We start from the raw sequence: 22,527 nt of genomic DNA on the forward strand, positions 1-22,527 counted from the left end.
ACCCGACGACGCGAAGGCCCCCACCCCGGGGGCCTTCGTTTTTTGAGGGATGTGTTCCGTGGACACTGACGCCGCCCTTCCGACCCGGCACATCGACCGGTTGACCGATCGCCTCGTCGCCTGCCTCGACGAGGGCGACGGCCCCGCCGCGGCCCGCGCCGCGGTGGTGGCGGTCCGTTCGGGTCCACGCTCCTGGGCCGCCGGTTTCGCCCGCGGCGGTGCGGCGCCTCCGCCGGTCACCGCCCGCTTCCTCGTCTACAGCATCACCAAGACCCTGACCGCCGCCGCCCTGCTGCGCCTGTGCGGACAAGGCCTGATCGACCCCGACGCCCCGCTGGACCGCTGGCTGCCCGACTTCGTGGCGGCGGACCGGATGACTTTGGCCCAACTGCTCGCCCACCGCGCCGGGCTGCGCAATTACGGCGGCAGCCCCGCCTATCACGCCGCCGTGCGGGCGGGCGAGGCGCCGTGGAGCGAGGACGGGTTCCTGGAGCGCTGCCGCGCCGCCGACCTGTTCGCCCCGCCGGGGCGGGAATTCTCCTACTCCAACATCGGCTATCTTCTGGCGAAGCGGGTGCTGGAGCGGGTTACCGACCTGCCCTTCGCCCAGGCTCTGGACCGTGAGCTGTTCCGCCCGCTGGCCTTGACCGGCTGGTCGGTGCCGACGGAGCGCGGCGACCTGTCCGGCCTGTGGACCGGCCCCAGCCCCTATCTCGGCGGCAAGGACGGGCCGCCCGCCGACGTGGCCGCCCTCTACCATCCCGGCTGGGTGGCCCATGGCGTGGTGGCGGCGACGGCGGCGGACATCGCCGATCTTCTCCACGCGCTGTTCGCCGGCGGCCTGCTGCCCGCCGCCGAGGCGGCGCGCATGCACGACTCCCTGCCGGTTCCCGGCACCATGCGCGGCCGTCCCTGGGTGGAGCCGGGTTACGGCCTTGGCCTGATGGTGGAGCGCGACGCGCAGGCCGGACCTTACTGGGGGCACACCGGCGGCGGGCCGGGCGGGTCGGCCTGCGCCTATCACTTCCCCGTTCGCAAGCCGGGGGAGGAGCCGGTGACCGTCGCCCTCTTCACCGACGGCGAGGACAACGACCAGGCGGAGTGGATGACCGTGGAGACCGCCGAAATCCTGCGCGAGTGATCCTGCACAAGTGACGGCGCTCAGCGCCGCTCGAACAGCTCCATCTCGCCCTCCAGGGGTGAGCGCCGCAGCGCCTGGAGATAGTCCATTTCCTGATGCACCGTCTCCCGCTCCGCCTCGGGACGCAGCAGGCGGCGGAAGGCCCGGCCGGTGGCCGGGAAGAAATGGATGCGCCGCCCCTTGTCCCCGCCCAGATCCTGAACGGCCAGCGCCAGCCCCTCGCGCCGCACATAGTCCACCGCGAAGGCGGCGTTGGCGGCGCCGACGTCCAGGCTGGTGTCAATGACGCGGGCCGCCCCGAACAGCTTGACCTCCATCCGCTCGCGGCGGGCGCCCCGCTCCAGCAGGTCGTTGATCAGCCACTCCATCGCCACGCTGCCGTAGCGGGTCGCCACCCCATACCCCTCGCCGCCGGACGGGGAGCCCGGCAGCAGGAAATGGTTCATGCCGCCGATCTGGGCGACCGGATCGTTGATGCAGGCGGCGACGCAGGAGCCGAGCGTGGTTACCAGCATGTCGTCGTCGCGGCCGGAAATCCGGTGATGGCCGAGCACCACCGGCACCACATAGGCCCCGAACTCACGGTCCAGGTAGCTGCCGTCCGCGCGCGGCCCGTCGACGCCCAAGCCGCGGCGCTCAATTCCGGCGGAGGATTGGAAGTGAAGCGGTCCGGACAGGGGCATCACCGTCAGCCTGAATGAGGCAAAAGCGTCGACGATGGTATCCCGTGGTACTTAAAGAAAATACAACAAGTCCGTATGCCCCGCCGACCTTTCGGCGTCCGCGACCGCGTCACAGCAGAACAACCCAGGAGGCCTCCCGCCCCTTCGGCGCGGCGCGCGCCCGCAACAGCACCCGCTGGCCGGAATCCAGTCCGGTCAGGTTGCAGCGGCGCAGAACGCTCTTGTGGACGAAGACGTCCTTGGCCCCGTCGTCCGCCGTGACGAATCCGAAGCCCTGCTCCGACTTGAACCACTTTACGGTGCCCGTCAGCTCCTCCTCGGGGCCGGACTCCGCGGCGTGGCGCTCGTTGCGGCTTTCAACGTGGGTGCCGGTGCTCAGCACCTCCAGAATGTCGACCACCTGCGGCCCTTTGCCCCCCGGAACGACCCGGCACAGAAGCTCCGCCCCCTCACCGATCTCGTGCAGCCCGGCGCGGTTCAGAACGGAAATGTGCAGGAAGGCATCGGTCGTCCCGTCCTGCGGCGCCACGAAGCCGAAGCCCTTGACCGGATCGAACCACTTCACCGAAGTGCGGAGCGGGGCTGTTTCGCCTGAGGAGAAAACATCCGGAACACCGCTGGGATGCGAATCGGCTGAAGGCAAGGGTCCGATCCTTTCGGTCATGGCACCAAGCGTGGAAAGCGGATCGTCCGCCGAACACGAATTTAGCCACACGAAAAATAGGGTTTCCAGCGTAATTTTTTCTTCACACCCGCCGTTTGCCTCTGGCGGCGGCACCGTCACAGGGACCATTTCTCCGGATGAGGGGTTACAAAAAAGGCTACAATGCGCCAAAGGCCCGCAAATAAGCTCGAACGGGCGCCAGGGCCGAATAAGAACCGAACATGGGAGGGAAAACGATGATGGGGGATGCGGCCCGCACACTGCCGGACCAGAACTGGACCCTGGGCTACCCGCCCGACGTGGACTGGTACGCGCCGATTCCGGTGAAACCGCTGACCGCGCTGCTGGAGGACGCGGCGGCCCGTTTCGCCGAGCGGCCCTTCCTGGACTTCATGGGCAAGCGCTCGACCTACGCGGAGGTCGCGCGGATGGTGGAACGCGCCGCCCGCGGCTTCCAGGCGATCGGCGTCGGCAAGGGCGTGCGCGTCGGGCTGTTCCTGCCCAACACGCCCTATTTCGTGATCTGCTATTTCGCGATCCTGAAGGCCGGCGGGACGGTGGTGAACTTCAACCCCCTCTACGCCGAGCGGGAACTGCACCACCAGATCACCGACAGCGGCGTCGAGCTGATGGTCACGCTCGACCTCAAGGTGCTCTACGGCAAGATGGCGCGGATGCTCGCCGAATCGGGGCTGAAGCGGCTGGTGGTCTGTCCGATGGCCGACATCCTGCCCTTCCCCAAGAACTGGCTGTTCCCCATCGTCAAGCGGGCGGAGCTGGCGCGCGTCCCCGCGGACGACCGCCACCTGTCCTTCCGCCAGCTCGTCACCAACGACGGCGCCCCGAAGCCGGTCGCCATCGACCCGGCGGAGGACGTGGCGGTGCTGCAGTACACCGGCGGCACCACCGGCGTGCCCAAGGGCGCGATGCTGACCCACGCCAACCTCTACGCCAACACCGAACAGTGCAGCCTGTGGTTCGTCGGCGCGCGGCAGGGGGAGGAGCGGATGCTGGGCGTGCTGCCCTTCTTCCATGTCTTCGCCATGACCGTGGTGATGAACTTCAGCATCCGCATCGGGGCCGAGATCGTCATGCTCCCCCGTTTCGAGCTGGATCAGGTGATGGAGACCATCCACGCCAAAAAGCCGACGCTGTTCCCAGCGGTGCCGACCATCTACACCGCGATCAACCACCACAGGCATCTGGAGAAATACGATCTCTCCTCGATCCGCTATTGCCTGTCGGGCGGCGCCCCCCTGCCGGTGGAGGTCAAGGAGGCGTTCGAGCGGAACACCGGCTGCGTCCTGGTGGAGGGCTACGGCCTGTCCGAATCCTCCCCCGTCGCCACGGCGAATCCGATCACCGGACTGAACAAGGCCGGCTCCATCGGCCTCCCCCTGCCCGGCACGCTGATCGAGATCGTCAGCCTGGAGGAGCCGCGCCGCGTCCTGCCGGTCGGCGAGAAGGGTGAGGTGTGCATCCGCGGCCCGCAGGTCATGAAGGGCTATTGGAACAAGCCGTCCGAAACGGCGATGACCCTGGTGGACGGGCGCCTGCACACCGGCGACGTCGGCTACATGGACGAGGACGGCTACACCCACATCGTCGACCGCATCAAGGACATGATCCTGTGCAGCGGCTTCAACGTCTACCCGCGCAACGTGGAGGAGGCGATCTACCTGCACCCCGCCGTCGCGGAATGCGTGGTCGCCGGCCTGCCCGACGAGTACCGCGGCCAGACGGTGAAGGCCTACATCCGCGTCGACGACGGCAAGACCCTGACGCGCGAGGAATTGATCGACTTCCTCAAGGACAAGCTCTCCCCCATCGAGATGCCCAAGGCGGTCGAGTTCCGCGGCGAGTTGCCCAAGACGATGATCGGCAAGCTGTCGCGCAAGGCCCTGCTCGACGAGGAGGCGGAGCGGCGGAAGGGCGCATGAGGGACAGCGTGCCCTTCCGGAACCGCAGGGTGGCCATACGCCCCACCCCACCTTGCGGCCCCGCCCCCCGGACCCTATAAGGACGCTCGTCCTTTCTTTCGGTCCGGCGGCAAGGAAAAGCGCATGATCGTGGTCACCGGTGGGGCCGGTTTCATCGGCTCGAACCTCGTGGCGGCCCTGGCCGCGCGCGGGATCACCAACGTCGCGGTGATCGACCGCTTCGGCGACGGGGAGAAGTGGCAGAATCTCGCCAAGCGGGAACTCGCCACCCTCGTCGCTCCGGAAAACGCGCTCGCCTTCCTCGACCAGCACGCCGCGGAGATCGACGTGATCTTCCACCTCGGCGCCATCTCGGCGACGACGGAACGCGACGTGGACCGGATCGTCGCCAACAACGTGGCGCTGACGCTGGACCTCTGGCGCTGGTCCTCCTGGCGGGGGGCTCGGCTGATCTACGCCTCCTCCGCCGCGACCTACGGCGACGGCTCCGCCGGTTTCGACGACGACGGGTCGCCGGAGGCGCTGGCGACCCTGCGCCCGCTCAACGCCTATGGCTGGTCCAAGCACCTGATCGACCGCCGCGCCGCCCGCGTGGTGAGCGAGGGCGACATCGTGCCGCCGCAGTGGGCGGGCCTGAAGTTCTTCAACGTCTACGGCCCCAATGAGCGGCACAAGGACGACATGATGAGCGTCGTCGCCAAGCTGCACCCCAAGCTCAAGGCCGGGGAGCCGGCGCGCCTGTTCAAGTCGCACCGCCCGGAGTTCGAGGACGGCGGGCAACTCCGCGACTTCATCTTCGTGGACGACTGCGTGGCGGTGATGCTGTGGCTCTACGACAATCCGCAGGTCAGCGGGCTGTTCAACGTCGGCACCGGCAAGGCCCGCAGCTTCAAGGATCTGGCGCTCGCCACCTTCGCCGCTCTCGGGCTGGAGCCGCGCGTCGAGTATTTCGACATGCCGGCCGAGCTTCAGGGCAAGTACCAGTATTTCACCGAGGCGCGCACTGAACGCCTGCGCGCCGCCGGATTCGACCAGCCCTTCACCGAGCTGGAAGAGGGCGTGCGCCGCTACGTCCAGGATTTCCTGTCGCAGCCCGACCCCTACCGCTGACGGTTCCGCCTCCCCCATCGACGGGGGAAACGCCGAAACAACATAAGGCACCCGCCGCGCATGCTCGCCATCGCCTTCCCCGCCATCGACCCCGTGGCGTTCGAACTCGGGCCGATCGTCATCCGCTGGTACGCGCTGGCCTATCTGGCGGGCTTCGTGCTCGGCTGGCGTTACTGCTTGGCGCTGGCCCGCAGCACGCCGGGCCGTCCCTCGGCGGAGGATTACGACGACTTCCTGACCTGGGCCGTGGTCGGAGTCATCCTGGGCGGGCGGATCGGCTACGTGCTGTTCTACAACCTGCCCTTCTACCTCCAGAATCCGCTCGACGCTCTGATGGTCTGGCACGGCGGCATGTCCTTCCACGGCGGGCTGATCGGCGTGCTGGGCGCCATCCTGCTGTTCTGCTGGAAGCGCGGGCTGTCGCCGCTGGCCTTCGGCGACCTGATCGCCGCGGCGGCCCCCATCGGGCTGTTCTTCGGCCGCATCGCCAACTTCATCAACGGCGAGCTGTACGGCCGCCCGGCGCCCGACGTGTCCTGGGCGGTGGTGTTCCCGCGCGACCCGCTGCAGGTGCCGCGGCACCCCAGCCAGCTCTACGAGTCCTTCCTTGAGGGGGCGGTGCTGTTCGTCCTGCTGGCCATCCTGGTGCGGATGCCCGCCGTGCGCGGGCGGGCCGGCATGACGGCGGGCATCTTCTTCATCGGCTACGGCCTGTCGCGAATCATCGCGGAGTTCTTCCGCGAGCCGGACGCCCAGCTCGGATTCCTCTACGCTGGGGCGACGATGGGACAACTTCTGTCGGTGCCGATGGTTCTGTTCGGTGTGTGGCTGGTCGCCCAGGCCCGCCGCCGCCCCGCCGCCATCTGAGGTCGGAAGGTCCCGTCATGAGTGATGCCGCCCCGGACAGCCTCGCCCACCACCTCGCCCGCCGCATCCTGATGGACGGGCCGCTGTCGGTCGCCGCCTTCATGGCGGAGGCGCTGGGGCATCCGCGCTTCGGCTACTACATGCGCCAGGACCCCTTCGGCGTGTCCGGCGACTTCACCACCGCCCCGGAAATCAGCCAGATGTTCGGCGAGCTGGCCGGGCTGTGGTGCGTCGACACCTGGGCGCGGCTGGGCGGCCCCGCCCCCGTCCATCTGGTGGAGCTGGGGCCGGGCCGCGGCACGCTGATGCAGGACGCCCTGCGCGCCGCCGCGCTGGTTCCCGCCTTCCGTGAGGCCACCCGGGTCCATCTCGTGGAGACCAGCCCGACGCTGCGCGCCCGCCAGAAGGAAACCCTGGCCGGCATCCCGGTCGCTTGGCACGACCGGTTGGAGGATGTGCCCGAAGGCCCGACCCTGATCCTCGCCAACGAGTTCTTCGACGCCCTGCCCATCCGTCAGGTCCAGAAGACCAACCACGGCTGGTTCGAGCGGCTGATCGACATCGACAACACGGAATCCATGGACACGCCCCGCTTCCGCTTCGTCCTGGAGGCCTTCGGCAGCGCCGGCGCCCGGCTGATCCCGCCGGCCCTGCGCGACGCCCCGGAGGGCAGCGTGGTCGAGGTCTCCCCGGCGTCCCAGGCGGTGGCGCGGCTGATCGGGGAGCGTCTGGCCGCTCACCCCGGCGCGGCCCTGGTGATCGACTACGGCTACCGCGGCGGCCCGGCGGTCGGCGACACGCTCCAGGCGCTGCGCCGCCACGCCTACGCCCCCGTGCTGGACGCGCCGGGCGAGGCCGACCTGACCGCCCATGTGGATTTCGCCGCCATCGCCGCGGCGGCGCGCGAGGGCGGAGCGGAGAGCTTCGGTCCGGTGGACCAGGGCGACTGGCTGGTCCGGCTGGGCATCCAGCCACGCGCCACCGCCCTGAAGCGCAGCGCCACGACGAAGCAGGCCGCGGACATCGACTCCGCATTGGCCCGCTTGATCGCGCCCGACCAAATGGGCACCCTCTTCAAAGTGTTGGCCCTCGCCTCCCCTGGCCTGGGATCTCCAGCGGGCTTCGAAAGCCCGGAACTGGCATCCTGAACACTGGCATCCTGACAAGAGACCGCGACAGCAAAGGGACGGGTTCGTGATTACGCTTGGCGCGCTGAACGACATTACCCACATCCGACACGCCTTCTTCACCCGCACCGGCGGCGTGTCGACGGGGCTGTACGCCTCGCTGAACGTCGGCTTCGGCTCCGGGGACGCCCCCGCCGCCGTGGCGGAGAACCGCGCGCGCGCCGCGGCCCGCATGGACGTTCCGCCGGAGCGGCTCGTCACCTGCTATCAGGTGCACAGCCCGACCTGCGTCGTGGTCACCGAGCCCTGGACGCCCGATCAGGCGCCTCACGCCGACGCCATGGCGACCGATCGTCCGGGGATCGCGCTGGGCATCCTGACCGCCGACTGCGCCCCGGTGCTGTTCGCCGACGAGAAGGCCCGCGTCATCGGTGCCGCCCACGCCGGCTGGAAGGGCGCCAAGGGCGGCGTTTTGGAGGCGACCATCGCGCGCATGGAGGAGCTGGGCGCCAAGCGCAACCGCATCGTTGCTGCCATCGGCCCCTGCATCGCCCAGCGCTCCTACGAGGTCGGGCCGGAATTCCCCGCCCCCTTCCTGGCCGAGGAGCCGCGCAACCGCGATTATTTCGCGCCGGCCCGCCGCCCGGATCATTTCCTGTTCGATCTGGCCGGCTACATCACCCGTCGCCTGGGCGACGCCGGGGTGCAGATCATCCAGCGCTGCCCCAACGACACGGTGGTCGAGGAGGACCGCTTCTTCAGCTACCGCCGGTCCTGCCTGCGTGGCGAGAAGGACTATGGGCGCGGCCTGTCGGCCATCGTCCTTCAGGGCTGAGTGCGCACGAAAGGATCCTTGCCTGAAATTTGTTCTTACCTCTGACTGATTGCGATACGGCCCATTTCGGGTAAGATCGATTCTCAAAGGTTGGGACATTCCGGAGAGGGGGACGTCGGCATGACGATGGACGCGCACCGGGAGGAGACGCATCGCAGCGATGGACAGGGCGGTGGGCGGAGCGACTGGCGCAACACGCGGATGGTGCTCGACAACGGCGGGCTGGACGCCGACCACCGGATGCAGCACGAGCTGATCCGCCGCTTCGTCGCCCTGCCGGGCGAGGAGTCCGGGCGCAAGCTGGCGCTGGCCCTGCTGAACGAGCTGCGCCGCGTCTCGGTCCGCCATTTCCTGCGGGAGGAGCGGGTCCAGGCCTCGATGCGCTACCCGCATCTGGAGGAACACCGGGCGCAGCACCGCCGGCTCGCCACCCTCCTGGACGACATCATCGGACAGGTGGACGCCGAGGAGTCGGCCTTCGAATACGGCTATGTGAAGGCCAAGGCGGACGAGCTTCTGCAATTCTGGTTCTTCGACCATTTCGTGAAGGCCGACCTGCCCATGAAATCGCACCTTGCGAAGTTCGCCGTGCGGTGATGCGCGAGCGTCCTGCCGCCACGCTTGCGCCATGCGGGAATCGCAGGGCCGGCTGGCTGCGGCGTCTTGAACCGCCCGTCATGGAACGTTTACATAGGTGCGCCCCTTTGTTATGGTCCGCCGCGTTTTCAAGGGGCGGCGTCGGCAAGGGACTGACGGGCGCACCGGAACCTATTCCCTGCAGAGAGAGCCGACTGCGATGAAGGTGCTTGCCGGCAACAGCAACCGTCCGCTGGCCGAGGCCATCTCCACCTGTCTCGGCGTGCCGCTGACCAAAGCGAGCATCCGCCGTTTTTCGGACATGGAGGTGTTCGTCGAAATCCTGGAGAACGTGCGCGGCGAAGACGTGTTCGTGGTCCAGTCGACGTCGTTCCCGGCCAACGACAACCTGATGGAGCTGCTGGTCACCATCGACGCCCTGCGTCGCGGGTCGGCCCGGCGCATCACGGCGGTCCTCCCCTACTACGGCTATGCGCGCCAGGATCGCAAGACCGGCCCGCGCACGCCGATCTCGGCCAAGCTGGTCGCCAACCTGATCACCCAGGCCGGCGCCAACCGCGTGCTGACCATGGACCTGCACGCGGGCCAGATCCAGGGCTTCTTCGACATCCCGACCGACAACCTGATGGCTGCCCCGGTGTTCGAGAAGGACATCCGCGCGACCTTCGAGGACATCGGCGAGGTGACGATGGTGTCGCCCGACGTCGGCGGCGTGGTGCGCGCCCGCTCGCTGGCCAAGCGGCTGGACGCCGATCTCGCCATCATCGACAAGCGGCGTGAACGCGCCGGCGTGTCGGAGGTGATGAACATCATCGGCGACGTCAAGAACCGCCGCTGCATCCTGCTCGATGACATCGTGGATTCGGGCGGCACGCTGTGCAACGCCGCGGTCGCCCTGATGGACGCCGGCGCGAAGTCTGTCCACGCCTATTGCACCCACGGCGTTCTGTCCGGCGGTGCGGTGGCCCGCGTGGCCGTGTCGCCGCTGGAGCAGCTGGTCACCACCGACAGCATCCAGGCGACCGAGGCCGTGCGCGTCTCGCGCAACATCCGCCAGCTCACCATCGCCCCGCTGCTCGCTGACGCGATCACCCGCATCAGCGAAGAGCGTTCGGTGTCGAGCCTGTTCTCCTAAAGCGAACTTCCGTTCGCTTTAGATTCACATTGCCTCATTCGCCGACGGGCTTCGGCCGCATGTGCGGCCGGGACCGCCGTCGCGGTCCAAAGCGGATTGTAATCCGCTTTAACGGCGCCGGACCACACGCGAAAAGCCCTTCCCCTCCACGGGGGAAGGGCTTTTTTCATGGGCGCCATCTTTTCATAAGGGCCATTCGGGAGTTTCCGGACTCTGTCCTTGACGCCGTGCCCCGCATGGCTTAATCACCGCGCCCACGCGTCAGCACCCCTGGAGGCTGGCGCTTTTTTCCGTTCAAGGAGTTCTTCCGATGACGCAGATCGTTCCGCTCAGCGCCGAAGCGCGCGACCGGGCCGGCAAGGGGACCGCCCGCCAGACCCGTCGTGATGGCCGTATCCCGGCCGTGATCTACGGTGGCAAGCAGGCCCCCATCATGATTTCGCTGGAGAAGTTCACGTTCACCCGTGTTCTGAACCAGGCGGGCTTCTTCACGCACCTGTTCGACGTCACCGTCGATGGCGCCACCCACCGGGTCCTGCCGCGCGACGTGCAGTTCCATCCGGTCACCGACGTCCCGCTGCACGTCGACTTCCTGCGCGTCTCCGCCGAAACCCGCACCACCGTGCAGGTTCCGGTCGAGTTCGTCGACCAGGAGAAGTCGCCGGGCCTGAAGCGCGGCGGCGTGCTGAACATCGTCCGCCACGAGCTGGACGTGACCGTCTCCGCCGGCAACATCCCGGAGCAGATCACGATCTCCTGCGAGGGCTACGACGTCGGCGATTCGATCCACATCTCTTCGGTGAAGCTGCCGGAGGGTGTCGCCTCGACCATCACCGACCGCGACTTCACGATCGCCACGATCGTCGCCCCGTCGGGCCTGAAGTCCGAAGAGGGCGAAGCCACCGAGGCCGCCGCTTCCTGATCGGAAGCCGCCTTCGGGGTTGCGACAGGGGGCTTCGGCCCCCTGTTTCGTTTCCGGCCTACGCTGTTTCGAGATGAGGAGAATGCGCCATGCTGCTGCTGGTGGGATTGGGCAACCCTGGCGCCGAATACGCGCGCAACCGGCACAACATCGGCTTCATGGCGGTGGAGGAGATCGCCCGCCGTCACGGCTTCGGCCCCTGGCGCAAGCGCTTCCAGGGCCAGACCGCCGAGGGTACGATTGGCGGCGAGAAAGTGATCGCCCTGGAGCCGCTGACCTTCATGAACCTGTCCGGCCAGTCGGTCACCGCGGCCGTGCAGTTCTTCAAGATGAAGCCCGAGGACGTCGTCGTCATCCATGACGAACTGGACCTGCCGCCCGGCAAGATCCGGGTGAAGAAGGGCGGCGGGCATGGCGGGCACAACGGCCTGCGCTCCATCGACGCGCATCTCGGCAAGGAGTACTGGCGCATCCGCCTGGGCATCGGCCATCCGGGCGACAAGGACCGGGTCAGCGGCTATGTCCTCCACGACTTCGCCAAGGCCGAGCAGAGCTGGCTCGACCCGCTGATTGACGCCGTCGCCGACGCCTTCCCGCTGGTCGTGAAGGGGCAGGCCGAGAATTTCATGAACAAGGTCACCCTGGCGACCGCTCCCGCCAAGTAGGGGGGTCACGCCTCAGCCGGGGCGCCGCCGCGGCCGGTCCAGACCGCCAGCAGGCCCTTCTGCAGAAGGATGAAGACGAACAGCAGGACGCCAATGGCGATCTTCGTCCACCAGCTGCTCAGGCTGCCGTCGAAGGTGATGTAAGTCTGGATCAGCCCCTGGATCAGCACGCCGATGAAGGTGCCGATCACATAGCCGTAGCCGCCGGTCAACTGCGTGCCGCCGATCACCACCGCGGTGATGGTGTCCAGCTCCACTCCCGTCGCCGCCAGCGAGTAGCCGGCCCCGGTGTAGAGCGAGAAGACGATCCCCGCCAGCCCGGCCAGCAGCCCCGACAGGGCGTAGACCGCGACCGTGGTACGGCCCACCGGCACGCCCATCAACTCCGCCGACTGGCGGTTGCCACCCAGCGCGTAGAGGTTGGCGCCGAAGCGCGTCCAATGGGCGCAGACTACCGCGGCGGCCACCACCCCCAGCATCAGCAGCGCCGGCAGCGTCAGCTTGCCCCCGCCGTCGAAACGCAGCGCCAGATCGCCCAGCTCGGCGTAGAGCGGGTGGTTGATCGGAATGGAATCGGTGCTCAGCACGAAGCCGAGGCCGCGGGCGACGAACATGCCGGCCAGCGTGACGATGAAGGGCGGCATCTGGAAGACATGGATCACGGCGCCCATCGCCGCGCCGAAGCCGCCGGCCACCGCCAGCGCCACCACGAAGGCGGAATAGGGATGCCAGCCCCCTTGCTCGATCAGCACCGCCAGCAGGACGGTGGTGAAGCCGATCACCGCCCCTACCGACAGGTCGATGCCGCCCGACAGGATCACGAAGGTCATGCCGACCGCCGTGATGCCGAGGAAGGCGTTGTCGGTCAGCAGGTTGCCGACGACCCGCAGCGAGGCGAAGTTGGGGAACTGCGCGGCGCAGAGCAGGAAGCCGACCACCAGGACGGCGCTGGTCACCAGCAGGGGAAGGAAGCGGTGGATCATGGCGTCACGCTCCCGCGCTCGGGCTTGGGCTCTCGGGCTTGGCCCGTGGCGGGGTCGGCGGCCGGACCGGCGGCTGGGCGGGTCGGTGGCCGGCCGGGCGCGGCAGGAACAGCGTCAGGGTCGGCGATTGCAACAGCAGGACGACCATCAGGACGCCGGCCTTGACGATCAGGTTGAACTCCGGCTTGAAGCCACTCAGCAGGATGCCGGTGTTCATCGCCTGGAGGATCAGCGCCCCGACCACCGACAGCAGCAGCCCGAACCGCCCGCCGAGCAGGGAGGTGCCGCCGACCACCACCGCCAGGATGGCGTCCAGCTCCAGCCACAGGCCGGCGTTGTTGGCGTCGGCGCCGCGGATGTCGGCGGCGACCACCAGACCGGCGACCGCGGCGCACAGGCCGCACCAGACATAGACGGCGATCAGCACGACCGGCGTGTTGACGCCCGCCCCGGCGCTGGACAGGCGGTTGACGCCGACCGCCTCGATCATCAGCCCCAACGCGGTCATCCGGACCAGCAGCGCGGTCACCCCCAGCAGGACGGCGGTGATGACCACCGGCATCGGAACGGTCAGGAAGGACCCGCTGCCGATGAAGGCGAGGCCGGGGCTGGTGAAGGTGACGATCTGCCCTTCGGTGACGAGCTGGGCGATGCCGCGCCCGGCGACCATCAGGATCAGGGTGGCGACGATCGGCTGGATGCGCAGGACCGCCACCAGCAGCCCATTCCACAGCCCGCAGAGCAGGCCGGCCGCCAGCGACGCCGCGAGCACCGGGGCCAAGCCCCAGCCCGCCTGGGTCAGGGTGGCGGCGACCGCGCCGGAGATCGCCATCACCGCGCCCACCGACAGGTCGACGCCGCGGGTGGCGATGACCATGGTCATGCCGATGGCGAGCAGCGCCACCGGGGCGCCACGGTTCAGCACGTCGATCAGGCTGCCGAACAGCCGGCCGTCCTGCAGGCGGATGGAGAAGAAGTCGGGGAAGAGCAGCCAGTTGGCCAGCAGGACGGCGGCCAGCGCGCCGTATTGCGGCAGGTTGCGCGACGGGCCGGGGGCCGACCGCGTCATGGGCGCGGCTCCACGGGAACGGTCTCCGACGCGATGGCGGCGACGATGCGGTCCACGGCGACCTCCCCTCCCCTCAGCTCCGCGACATGGCGGCGGTCGCGCAGCACGACGACGCGGCGGCTGTAGGCGACGATCTCCTCAAGCTCCGACGAGACGACCAGCAGGGCCATGCCGTCGGCGCACAGCCGCTCGATCAGGCGGATGATCTCGGCGTGGGCGCCGACGTCGATGCCGCGCGTCGGCTCGTCGAGGATCAGCAGGCGCGGCTCGGTCGCCAGCCAGCGGGCGAGCAGCGCCTTCTGCTGGTTGCCGCCGGACAGGAGCTGGATCGGCTGCTCGGCGTGCGGCGTGCGGATGTCGAGCAGGCGGATGAAACGGTCGGCGATCTCCTCCTGGCGGCGGCGCGGGATCGGCCGCAGCCAGCCCTGCCGCGCCTGGAGCGCCAGGATGATGTTCTCGCGCACCGACAGCGCGCCGACGATGCCCTCCTTCTTGCGGTCCTCCGGGCAGAAGCCGAAGCCGAGCCGGATGGCGTCGCGCGGCCCGCGCAGCCGCACCGCTTGGCCGTCCACCGCCGCCTCGCCCCGGTCGGCGCGGTCCATGCCGAAGACCAGCCGCGCCGTCTCCGTCCGGCCGGAGCCGAGCAGCCCGGCGAGCCCGACCACCTCGCCGGGGCGGATGTCGAGGTCGAAGGGCTCGACGCTGCGCGCCTTGCCATAGCCGCGGAAGCGGACCAGCGGCGGCCGGGCGTCCTCCTCCCCCTCATCGGCCAGCGGAGCGATGCGGTGGGCCGCCGCTTCCAATTCCCGTCCCAGCATCATGGCGACGAGGTCGAGGCGCGGCAGTTCCGCGGTGCGCCGCTCCCCCACCAGGCGGCCGTTGCGCAGCACGGTGATGCGGTCGCACAGCGCGTAGACCTGATCGAGGAAATGGGTGACGAAGACGATGCCGATGCCGCGCGAGCGCAGGGTGCGCATCACCTTGAAGAGGACCGCCACCTCCTGCGCGTCGAGGCTGGCGGTCGGCTCGTCGAGGATCAGCACCTTGGCCGACATGTCCACCGCGCGGGCGATGGCGACGATCTGCTGCGTCGCCACCGAGAAGCGGCCGAGCGGCGCCGTCACGTCGAGAGTCAGGCCGTAGGGGATCAGCACCGCCCGCGCCCGCCGCCGCATGGCGCCGCGGTCGACCAGACCGAAGCGCATGGGCTGGCGGCCGAGGAACAGGTTCTCCGCCACCGACAGGTTCGGCAGCAGGTTCACCTCCTGATAGACGGTGCCGATGTGCAGGCGCTGCGCCTCCTCCACGCCGCGGGGGGCGATGGCCCGCCCCTCCAGCGTCACGGTGCCGGCGTCGCGCTGGTAGACGCCGGTCAGCGTCTTGATCAGCGTCGATTTGCCGGCGCCGTTCTCACCGAGCAGGGCGTGGATCTCGCCGTGGCGCACGGTGAAATCCACGCCGTCGAGCGCCTGGACGCCCAGGAAGGCCTTGGACAGGCCGCGGATCGCCAGCAGCGGCGGGGACGCGGTGGGGGTGGGGTCCGTCATGCGGGGGGCCTCGCCGGCGGTGCCGTGGGACGGCCGGGTCAGTAGGCGTCCTTGCGGCGTTCGTACTCGGCCTTGGCGGTGTCGGGGGTGAACAGCGCCGATTCCGTCTGGATCCATTTCGGCGGCGCCTTGCCGTCCTTCTTGAAGGCGACCAGCGCGTCGAAGGCGGGGCCGGCCATGTTGGGCGTCAGTTCCACGGTCGCGTTGGCCTCGCCGTCGGCCATCGCCTTGAAGATGTCGGGCACGCCGTCGATGGACACGACCAGGATGTCCTTGCCCGGCTTCAGCCCGGCCTCCTTGATCGCCTGGATGGCGCCGACCGCCATGTCGTCGTTGTGGGCGTAGACCGCGCAGATGCCCTTGCCGCCGTTCTCCGCCTTGATGAAGCTCTCCATCACCTCCTTGCCCTTGGCGCGGGTGAAGTCGCCGGACTGGGTGCGGACGATCTTCATGCCGGGGTTCTTGGCGACGACCTCGTCGAAGCCCTTCTTGCGGTTGATGGCGGGGGAGGAGCCGACGGTGCCCTGGAGTTCGACCACGTTGCAGGTGCCGCCGGTCTGCTTGGCCAGCCATTCGCCGGCAACCCGGCCCTCCAGCACCGTGTCGGAGGTGACGGCGGTCATGTAGAGGCCGGGGTCCCGGGTCTCGATCTGGCGGTCGAGCAGGACGACCGGGATCTTCGCCTCCTTCGCCTCCTTCAGCACCGAATCCCACCCGGTGGCCACCACGGGGGCGATGAAGATGGCGTCCACGCCCTGGGCGACGAAGGAACGCACGGCCTTGATCTGGTTTTCCTGCTTCTGCTGGGCGTCGGAGATCTTCAGGTCGATCCCGCGCTTCTCGGCCTCCGTCTTGGCGGTCTTGGTCTCGGCGGCGCGCCAGCCCGATTCCGAGCCGATCTGCGAGAAGCCGACCACCAGTTTCTTGTCGGCGGCCTGCGCACCGCCGAGCCCGATCAACAAGGCCGCGGCGGCAGCGGCGGAGATCAGCCATGTCCTGGACATACCGTTTCACTCCCCTGGGTGTCTTGTCATCGATTCGGGCGGCGCCCGCTCGCATCTGTTCGTTGAGCCAACATTAGGCATCGAAAACCATATCTGTCCAATACGATTCTCGACCGAAGCGATACCGAAACCGGCATGATCGCCCGATGCGGGCAATGCGTTGCCGGTCCTTCCCTCACTCTTGTCCCGGCACGCCGTCAATCCGCCGCCACAGGTCGAGCGGGTTGCCGTCGCGCAGCGCCTCCGGCAGCAGGGCGGCGGGAATGTCCTGGTAGCAGACCGGGCGCAGAAAGCGCCGGATCGCCAAGGTGCCGACCGAGGTGGTCCGGCTGTCCGAGGTCGCCGGGAAGGGGCCGCCATGGACCATGGCGTGGCAGACCTCCACCCCGGTCGGCCAGCCGTTGGCCAGGATGCGGCCCGCCTTGCGCTCCAGCGTCGGCAGCAGGGCGGCCACGGCGTCGCCGTCCGCCGGCTCCATCTGCACGGTCACGGTGAGCTGGCCCTCCAGCCGCTCGGCGACGGTCCGCATCGCCGCCGCGTCCGGGCAACGGATCAGCAGCGACGCCGCCCCGAACACCTCGTCCTGCAGGGCCGGGTCGGCGAGGAAGGCATCGGCCGTCGTGCCGAACAAAGCGGCTTGCGCCTGGTTGGGACCGCTGCAGGCCAGTCCGCGAGCCAGCGTCGCCACGGCGGCGCTGCCGGACAGCCGTGCCACCCCCGAATCATAGGCGGCGCGGATGGCCGGGGTCAGCATGGTCGAAGCGGCGCTGCCGCCCAGCGCCTCCACCGCGACGGCCACGAAACGGTCGAGGTCCGGCCCGTCGATACCCAGCAGGATGCCGGGGTTGGTGCAGAACTGGCCGGCGCCCATGGTCAACGAGGCCACGAAGCCCTTGCCCAGCGCCTCCGCCCGCGCGGCCAGCGCCGCCGGCATCAGGAAGACCGGATTGATGCTGCTCATCTCCGCATAGACCGGGATCGGCTCGGGCCGGCGGGCCGCCGCCGCCATCAGGGCAAGGCCGCCGCCGCGCGAGCCGGTGAAGCCCACCGCCTTGATGCGCGGGTCGGTGACCAGCGCCGTTCCGATGGGGTTGCCGACGCCGAACAGCAGCGAGAAGACGCCCTCGGGCAATCCGCAGGAGGCCACCGCCGCCTGGATGGCCCGGCCGACCAGCTCCGACGTGCCAGGATGGGCGGAATGGCCCTTGACCACCACCGGGCAGCCGGCGGCAAGAGCCGACGCGGTGTCGCCCCCGGCCACCGAGAAGGCCAGCGGAAAATTCGACGCGCCGAACACCGCGACCGGGCCGAGCGGGATGTGGCGCTGCCGGACATCGGGGCGCGGCAGCGGCTTGCGCTCCGGCTGGGCCGGGTCGATGCGGGCCTCCAGCCAGCCGCCCTCGCGCACCGTCTGGGCGAACAGGCGGAGCTGGCCGACGGTGCGCCCCCGCTCCCCCTCCAGCCGCGGGCGCGGCAGGCCGCTCTCGGCCATGGCGCGGAGGATCAGCGCGTCGCCGAGGTCGAGGATGTTCGCGGCGATGGTTTCCAGGAAGGCGGCCCGCGCCTCCAGCCCGGTCTCGCGGAAGGCGTCGAAGGCGGCCCAGGCCAGCGCACAGGCGCGCTCGACCTCCGCCACCCCGCCGCCGCCGAAGGCCGGCTCCAGCTCCGCGCCGGTGGCGGGATCGACGGCGCGGAACTCGCCGTCGGAGCCGCGGTGGCTCCGCGCGCCGATCAGCATCTCGCCGGTGATGGTCATCTGGGTTCTCCCGGTTTGGCGAGGGGTGGCGCGGTCCTCAGCGCGCCCAGCGCAGGACCAGCGGGTCGAGGCGGCGGGCGGCGTCGAGCAGGCCGGCGCGGCTGGCCGGCTGCGGGTCGGCCAGCGGGTGGCGCACAGCGTCGCAGGCGATGATGCCGCCCTCCTTCATCAGGATCTTGGCGGTGGCGAGCCCACACTGGCGATTCTCGTGGTTGATCAGCGGCAGCCAGCGCCCGTAGGCCGCCACCGCCGCCTCGCGGTCGCCGGCCAGGAAGGGGTCGATGATCTGGCGGATGCCGTCGGGATAGCCGCCGCCGGTCATGGCGCCGGTGGCCCCGGCGTCGAGATCGGCCAGCAGGGTGATCGCCTCCTCGCCGTCCCACGGTCCCTCGATGGCGTCGCCGCCCAGCTCGATCAGCCGGCGCAGCTTGGCGGCGGCCTGCGGCACCTCGACCTTGAAGTAGGCGACGTTGGCGATCTCCCGCGCCATGCGGGCCAGCAGTTCCGCCGACAGCGTGGTGCCGCTGACCGGGGCGTCCTGGATCATGATCGGGATGTCGATGGCGTCGGACACCCGCTGGAAGAAGGAGACGATGCCTGCCTCGGGCACGCGGATGGTGGCGCCGTGGTAGGGCGGCATGACCATCACCATGGCGGCCCCCAGCTCCTGGGCGCGGCGGCTGCGCGCGGCGCAGGCGGCGGTGCTGAAATGGGTGGTGGTGACGATGACCGGCACCCGGCCGGCGACGTGGCCGAGGATGGTCTCCATCAGCAGCTCGCGCTCGGCGTCGGTCAGCACGAACTGCTCGGAGAAGTTGGCGAGGATGCACAGGCCGTCGGAGCCGGCGTCGATCATGAAATCGACGCAGCGCGTCTGCCCGGCGAGGTCAAGGTCCCCCGTCTCGGTGAAGATGGTGGGGACGACCGGGAACACTCCCCGGTAAGGGCGGGCGCTGGGGGCCATGGCCGTTGGGGTCCTTCTGTCGGGTGGATTGCGGGCCGGATCAGCCGGGCGGATGCCCGAAGCGGCCGGGCGGCAGGCCGCGAACGCCGCTGGGATCGCACTCGAACAGCGCGCCGGCCAGCGGTTCGTCCGGCCGGCCATGCGCTGCGGTGGTCACGAACAGCCGGTCGAGGGCGGGGCCGGCGAAGACACAGGAGGTGACCCGCGACACCGGCAGCTTAATCGCGCGGTCGAGCGTGCCGTCGGGCCGGAAGCGGCTGACCCGACCGCCGTCCCAATGGGCCACCCACAGGCCGCCCTCGGCGTCGCAGGTCATGCCGTCGGGATAGCCGTCGGCCTCGGCGAAGCGGATGTGGGCGCGCTTTCCGGACAGTCGCCCTGCGCCGTCCAGATCGAAGGCGTGGATCGTCCGCGCCGCGCTGTCGGTGTGGTAGAGCGTCCGCCCGTCCGGCGACAGGGCCGGTCCGTTGGCGACGGTGTAGCCATCGTCCACACGCGCGATCGAGCCGTCGGGGTCGAGCCGGTGGAAGGCGCCGGACGGCGCTTCCTCCCCGTCGTCCATGCTGCCGATCCACAAGCGCCCCTGCGCGTCGGCCTTGGCGTCGTTCAGCCGGTTGCCCGGCCGGTCGGGGTCGATCCGCGCCAGTTCCCCGGCGATCACCGCGCGGCCCGGCTCCAGCCGCAGGCGGACCACCCGGCGCGAGCGCAGCCCGGCGATGAAGCCGTCGCCATCGGCGCACTCCACCAGCCAGCAGGCGGCGTCCTCCAGCGCCCAGTCCGCTTGGGACCCGTCGTCGAGCCCGTGACGCAGGATCCGCGATCCGTGGATGTCGACGAAGAAGACGGCGCCCTGCCCCGGCGCCCACAGCGGGCCTTCGCCCAAGAGCGCGCGGGCGGGCCAGACGCAACGAACCTCCTGCGGCATGCCGTCTCGCCTCCCCCCCTCGCGGTCCCGTTCTGAATTTTGTTGACCACGCCAACAATAGAGAGCGTTCTGATACGCGTCCAATACGAATATCGGCGCCGGCGATACGAGATTTCGTATGGCGGTGGCGCCGCCAGACCGGAGACCCCGCCCGTGACCCCGCACCGTTTCCCGGCCAACTGGTTCCTCAAGGCCCGGCTGAAGCTGCGCCATCTCCAGCTCTTCGTGGCGCTCGACGAGCACCGCAACCTGCACCGCGCCGCCGCCAGCCTGACCATGTCGCAGCCGGCCGCCTCGAAGCTGCTGGGCGACCTGGAGGAGTCGCTGGGCGTCACCCTGTTCGAGCGCCATGGCCGCGGCGTCGAGCCGAACTGGTACGGCGGCCTGATGATCCGCCACGCACGGACGATCCTCAGCGGCTTGCAGGAGGCGGGGGAGGAGCTGAACGACCTGCTGGCCGGCCACAGCGGCAGCGTTTCCATCGGCACGGTGATGGCCCCGGCGGTGGAACTGGTGGTGCCGGTGATCACCACGCTGACCCGCGATCACCCCGACCTGAAGATCGCCGTGGCGGTGGAGACCAGCGACGTGCTGGCCGAGCGGGTCCGGCAGGGCGTGATGGATTTCGCGATCGGCCGCCTGCCCGACCACGTCGACGCATCGTGCTTCGACTATCAGGAAATCAGCAGCGAGGAGCTGTGCTTCGTCTGCCGCGACGGCCACCCGCTGCTGCGGCTCGGCCGCCCGCTGACCGCGGCCGATCTGGTGGACGCCACCTGGATTCTCCAGCCCCTGGGCAGCCTGCTGCGCAGCCGGGTCGAGGCGCTGTTCCGCGCCGAGGGGGTTCCGCCGCCGCGCAAGGTGATCGAAAGCGCTTCCCCGGTCATCTCCCTGGCGATGGTGGCCGAGAACGATTCGGTCACCGTCTTCGCCCGCGCCCTTGCCCAGGTGTTCTCCCCCACCGGCAGCTGCACCATCGTGCCCTTCCACAAGCGCTTCAGCGTCGAGCCTTACGGCATTTTCTGGCTGAAGGACCGCCCGCTGTCGCCGGGCGCCCGCACCGCCCTGGCCGCTCTGCGCGCGGCGTCCGACACCAAGATGCGCCGCGCGCTGGAAATGCCGCAGCCAAGCTCTTCAAGTGATATCGAAATGTGTATGGATTCCGCCAATAATCGTATTTGACAGTTATGGTTTTTCGGCCGATTGCTAGCCTTACAAACATTGCGCCACCCGACACCCGTTCAAGTGCCGCGGGTGTGGCCAACCCGGTGCCGCAGAAGGGGGAGGAAATCGGCCCATGTCTTCTTCGTTCACGACCACACTGGCCGGGATGGCCGTCGGTATGCTGGTCCTCGCCACCGGCACCAATCCGACTCTGGCGCAGGACAAGCCCACCGTCGGCATCGCGATGCCCACCAAGTCCTCGGCCCGCTGGATCGACGACGGCAACAACATGGTCAAGCAGTTCCAAGCCAAGGGCTACAAGACCGACCTGCAATACGCCGAGGACGACATCCCCAACCAGCTCGCCCAGATCGAGACGATGGTCGCCAAGAACAGCAAGGTCCTGGTGATTGCCGCCATCGACGGCACGACGCTGACCGACGTGCTCCAGCAGGCCAAGGACCGCGGCGTGAAGGTCATCGCCTACGACCGGCTGATCCGCGGGTCGGAGAATGTGGACTATTACGCGACCTTCGACAATTTCCAGGTCGGCGTGCTGCAGGGCAGCTACATCGTCGACGCGCTGGGCCTGAAGGACGGCAAAGGTCCCTTCAATATCGAGCTGTTCGGCGGCTCTCCCGACGACAACAACGCCTATTTCTTCTACAACGGCGCCATGTCGGTGCTGCAGCCCTACATTGACAGCGGCAAGCTGACGGTGGGCAGCGGTCAGGTGGGCATGGACAAGGTGTCCACCCTGCGCTGGGACGGCGCCACCGCCCAGGCCCGCATGGACAATCTGCTGAGCGCCTTTTACGGCAACCGCCGCGTCGACGCCGTGCTGTCGCCCTACGACGGGATCAGCATCGGCATCATCTCCTCGCTGAAGGGGGTCGGCTACGGCTCGCCGTCGCAGCCGATGCCGGTGGTGACCGGCCAGGACGCCGAGGTCCCCTCGATCAAGTCGATCCTGGCGGGCGAGCAGCGCGCCACCGTCTTCAAGGACACCCGCGAGCTTGCCCGGATCACGGTGGAGATGGTCGACGCGGTGCTGGGCGGCGGCACGCCGCCGGTCAACGACACCAAGACCTACGACAACGGCAAGAAGGTCGTCCCGGCCTATCTGCTCAAGCCGGTCAGCGTGGACGCCTCCAACTGGAAGGGCACGCTGGTCGACAGCGGCTACTACACCGAAGCCCAGTTCAAGTGACGCAACGGCGCGGGGCGGGCGCACTTGGCTTTCATAACCCTCTCCCCTCTGGGGAGAGGGTGGCCCGGAGGGCCGGTGAGGGGGATGCGCGTGACGGTGCGTCCGGCAAAAGCGCAACCCCCTCACCCTAACCCTCTCCCCAGAGGGGAGAGGGGATTGAAAATGCGAGCGACCCGCCACCGGCCTGAGGTGCGCTCGGACGATCGCAGGTTCCTCGGA

21 protein-coding genes are annotated in these 22,527 nt (G+C 69.1%); 12 read left to right on the plus strand and 9 right to left on the minus strand.

All coding sequences use genetic code 11. The features are described from left to right. Window positions 1-49: 49 nt before the first annotated feature. On the plus strand, window positions 50-1,141 hold the full coding sequence (locus tag AMK58_RS27300; RefSeq protein WP_236778359.1) for a serine hydrolase domain-containing protein: 1,092 nt from the start codon (window positions 50-52) through the stop codon (window positions 1,139-1,141). Window positions 1,142-1,161: 20 nt separating this feature from the next. Here the strand turns inward: AMK58_RS27300 and AMK58_RS27305 are convergent, their stop codons facing one another. Together AMK58_RS27305 and AMK58_RS31860 are read right to left on the minus strand one after the other, a co-directional pair. Next, window positions 1,162-1,824, minus strand: coding sequence for a chemotaxis protein (locus tag AMK58_RS27305; RefSeq protein WP_059399738.1), 663 nt, complete (start codon window positions 1,822-1,824; stop codon window positions 1,162-1,164). Between the two features lie 109 nt (window positions 1,825-1,933). After that, window positions 1,934-2,389 (minus strand): cold-shock protein, encoded by a 456-nt coding sequence (locus tag AMK58_RS31860; protein ID WP_035682576.1) that lies wholly within the window; start codon window positions 2,387-2,389, stop codon window positions 1,934-1,936. Window positions 2,390-2,727: 338 nt separating this feature from the next. Between AMK58_RS31860 and AMK58_RS27315 the strand changes: the two genes are divergently transcribed. The 9 genes from AMK58_RS27315 to pth all read left to right on the plus strand — a co-directional run bounded on the left by AMK58_RS27315 (window position 2,728) and on the right by pth (window position 11,686). Beyond that, window positions 2,728-4,428, plus strand: a complete 1,701-nt coding sequence (locus AMK58_RS27315) for a long-chain-fatty-acid--CoA ligase (RefSeq protein WP_236778382.1) — start codon at window positions 2,728-2,730, stop codon at window positions 4,426-4,428. 123 nt (window positions 4,429-4,551) lie between these two features. After that, entirely contained in the window at window positions 4,552-5,538 is a 987-nt protein-coding gene (rfaD, locus tag AMK58_RS27320) for an ADP-glyceromanno-heptose 6-epimerase (RefSeq protein WP_035682581.1), read from the plus strand. Between the two features lie 60 nt (window positions 5,539-5,598). Then, complete coding sequence (gene lgt, locus AMK58_RS27325) at window positions 5,599-6,405, plus strand: prolipoprotein diacylglyceryl transferase (protein WP_035682583.1); 807 nt, start codon at window positions 5,599-5,601, stop codon at window positions 6,403-6,405. 17 nt (window positions 6,406-6,422) lie between these two features. Then, a complete protein-coding gene (locus tag AMK58_RS27330; protein ID WP_035682586.1) occupies window positions 6,423-7,553 on the plus strand; it encodes a class I SAM-dependent methyltransferase in 1,131 nt (376 codons plus the stop codon). A 46-nt stretch (window positions 7,554-7,599) separates the two neighbouring features. Beyond that, window positions 7,600-8,367, plus strand: a complete 768-nt coding sequence (gene pgeF, locus AMK58_RS27335) for a peptidoglycan editing factor PgeF (protein WP_035682588.1) — start codon at window positions 7,600-7,602, stop codon at window positions 8,365-8,367. Between the two features lie 120 nt (window positions 8,368-8,487). Further along, window positions 8,488-8,964 carry a bacteriohemerythrin gene (locus AMK58_RS27340; protein WP_035682590.1) on the plus strand — a complete coding sequence of 159 codons (477 nt, stop codon included), beginning with the start codon at window positions 8,488-8,490 and terminating at the stop codon, window positions 8,962-8,964. A 199-nt stretch (window positions 8,965-9,163) separates the two neighbouring features. Beyond that, window positions 9,164-10,099 (plus strand): ribose-phosphate pyrophosphokinase, encoded by a 936-nt coding sequence (locus tag AMK58_RS27345; RefSeq protein WP_014199935.1) that lies wholly within the window; start codon window positions 9,164-9,166, stop codon window positions 10,097-10,099. 310 nt (window positions 10,100-10,409) lie between these two features. Next, window positions 10,410-11,021, plus strand: coding sequence for a 50S ribosomal protein L25/general stress protein Ctc (locus AMK58_RS27350; protein WP_014199936.1), 612 nt, complete (start codon window positions 10,410-10,412; stop codon window positions 11,019-11,021). Window positions 11,022-11,110: 89 nt separating this feature from the next. Beyond that, on the plus strand, window positions 11,111-11,686 hold the full coding sequence (gene pth / locus AMK58_RS27355; protein WP_035682595.1) for an aminoacyl-tRNA hydrolase: 576 nt from the start codon (window positions 11,111-11,113) through the stop codon (window positions 11,684-11,686). A gap of 5 nt (window positions 11,687-11,691) precedes the next feature. Here the strand turns inward: pth and yjfF are convergent, their stop codons facing one another. The 7 genes from yjfF to AMK58_RS27390 all read right to left on the minus strand — a co-directional run bounded on the left by yjfF (window position 11,692) and on the right by AMK58_RS27390 (window position 19,934). Next, the gene (gene yjfF, locus AMK58_RS27360) at window positions 11,692-12,669 is read right to left on the minus strand and encodes a galactofuranose ABC transporter, permease protein YjfF (RefSeq protein ID WP_035682598.1); all 978 of its coding nucleotides are present in this window, start codon (window positions 12,667-12,669) and stop codon (window positions 11,692-11,694) included. Between the two features lie 4 nt (window positions 12,670-12,673). Then, the gene (locus tag AMK58_RS27365) at window positions 12,674-13,738 is read right to left on the minus strand and encodes an ABC transporter permease (protein WP_035682600.1); all 1,065 of its coding nucleotides are present in this window, start codon (window positions 13,736-13,738) and stop codon (window positions 12,674-12,676) included. Further along, the gene (gene ytfR, locus AMK58_RS27370; protein WP_059399693.1) at window positions 13,735-15,285 is read right to left on the minus strand and encodes a galactofuranose ABC transporter, ATP-binding protein YtfR; all 1,551 of its coding nucleotides are present in this window, start codon (window positions 15,283-15,285) and stop codon (window positions 13,735-13,737) included. Before ytfR ends, AMK58_RS27365 begins: the two co-directional genes overlap by 4 nt. Window positions 15,286-15,323: 38 nt before the next feature. Further along, window positions 15,324-16,289 carry a galactofuranose ABC transporter, galactofuranose-binding protein YtfQ gene (gene ytfQ, locus AMK58_RS27375; RefSeq protein WP_035682605.1) on the minus strand — a complete coding sequence of 322 codons (966 nt, stop codon included), beginning with the start codon at window positions 16,287-16,289 and terminating at the stop codon, window positions 15,324-15,326. 175 nt (window positions 16,290-16,464) lie between these two features. Further along, entirely contained in the window at window positions 16,465-18,045 is a 1,581-nt protein-coding gene (locus AMK58_RS27380; RefSeq protein WP_059399694.1) for an aldehyde dehydrogenase (NADP(+)), read from the minus strand. 37 nt (window positions 18,046-18,082) lie between these two features. Then, window positions 18,083-19,009 carry a dihydrodipicolinate synthase family protein gene (locus AMK58_RS27385; RefSeq protein ID WP_059399695.1) on the minus strand — a complete coding sequence of 309 codons (927 nt, stop codon included), beginning with the start codon at window positions 19,007-19,009 and terminating at the stop codon, window positions 18,083-18,085. 40 nt (window positions 19,010-19,049) lie between these two features. Beyond that, window positions 19,050-19,934 carry an SMP-30/gluconolactonase/LRE family protein gene (locus AMK58_RS27390; RefSeq protein ID WP_035682501.1) on the minus strand — a complete coding sequence of 295 codons (885 nt, stop codon included), beginning with the start codon at window positions 19,932-19,934 and terminating at the stop codon, window positions 19,050-19,052. 153 nt (window positions 19,935-20,087) lie between these two features. On the opposite strand from AMK58_RS27390, the gene AMK58_RS27395 reads away from it, so the two are divergent. Both AMK58_RS27395 and chvE read left to right on the plus strand, forming a co-directional pair. Next, window positions 20,088-21,116, plus strand: coding sequence for a LysR family transcriptional regulator (locus AMK58_RS27395; protein WP_059399696.1), 1,029 nt, complete (start codon window positions 20,088-20,090; stop codon window positions 21,114-21,116). A 148-nt stretch (window positions 21,117-21,264) separates the two neighbouring features. After that, window positions 21,265-22,308 (plus strand): multiple monosaccharide ABC transporter substrate-binding protein, encoded by a 1,044-nt coding sequence (gene chvE / locus AMK58_RS27400; RefSeq protein ID WP_236778383.1) that lies wholly within the window; start codon window positions 21,265-21,267, stop codon window positions 22,306-22,308. Window positions 22,309-22,527 lie beyond the last annotated feature (219 nt).

Source organism: Azospirillum brasilense (assembly GCF_001315015.1).
Classification (GTDB): Bacteria; Pseudomonadota; Alphaproteobacteria; order Azospirillales; family Azospirillaceae; genus Azospirillum; species Azospirillum brasilense.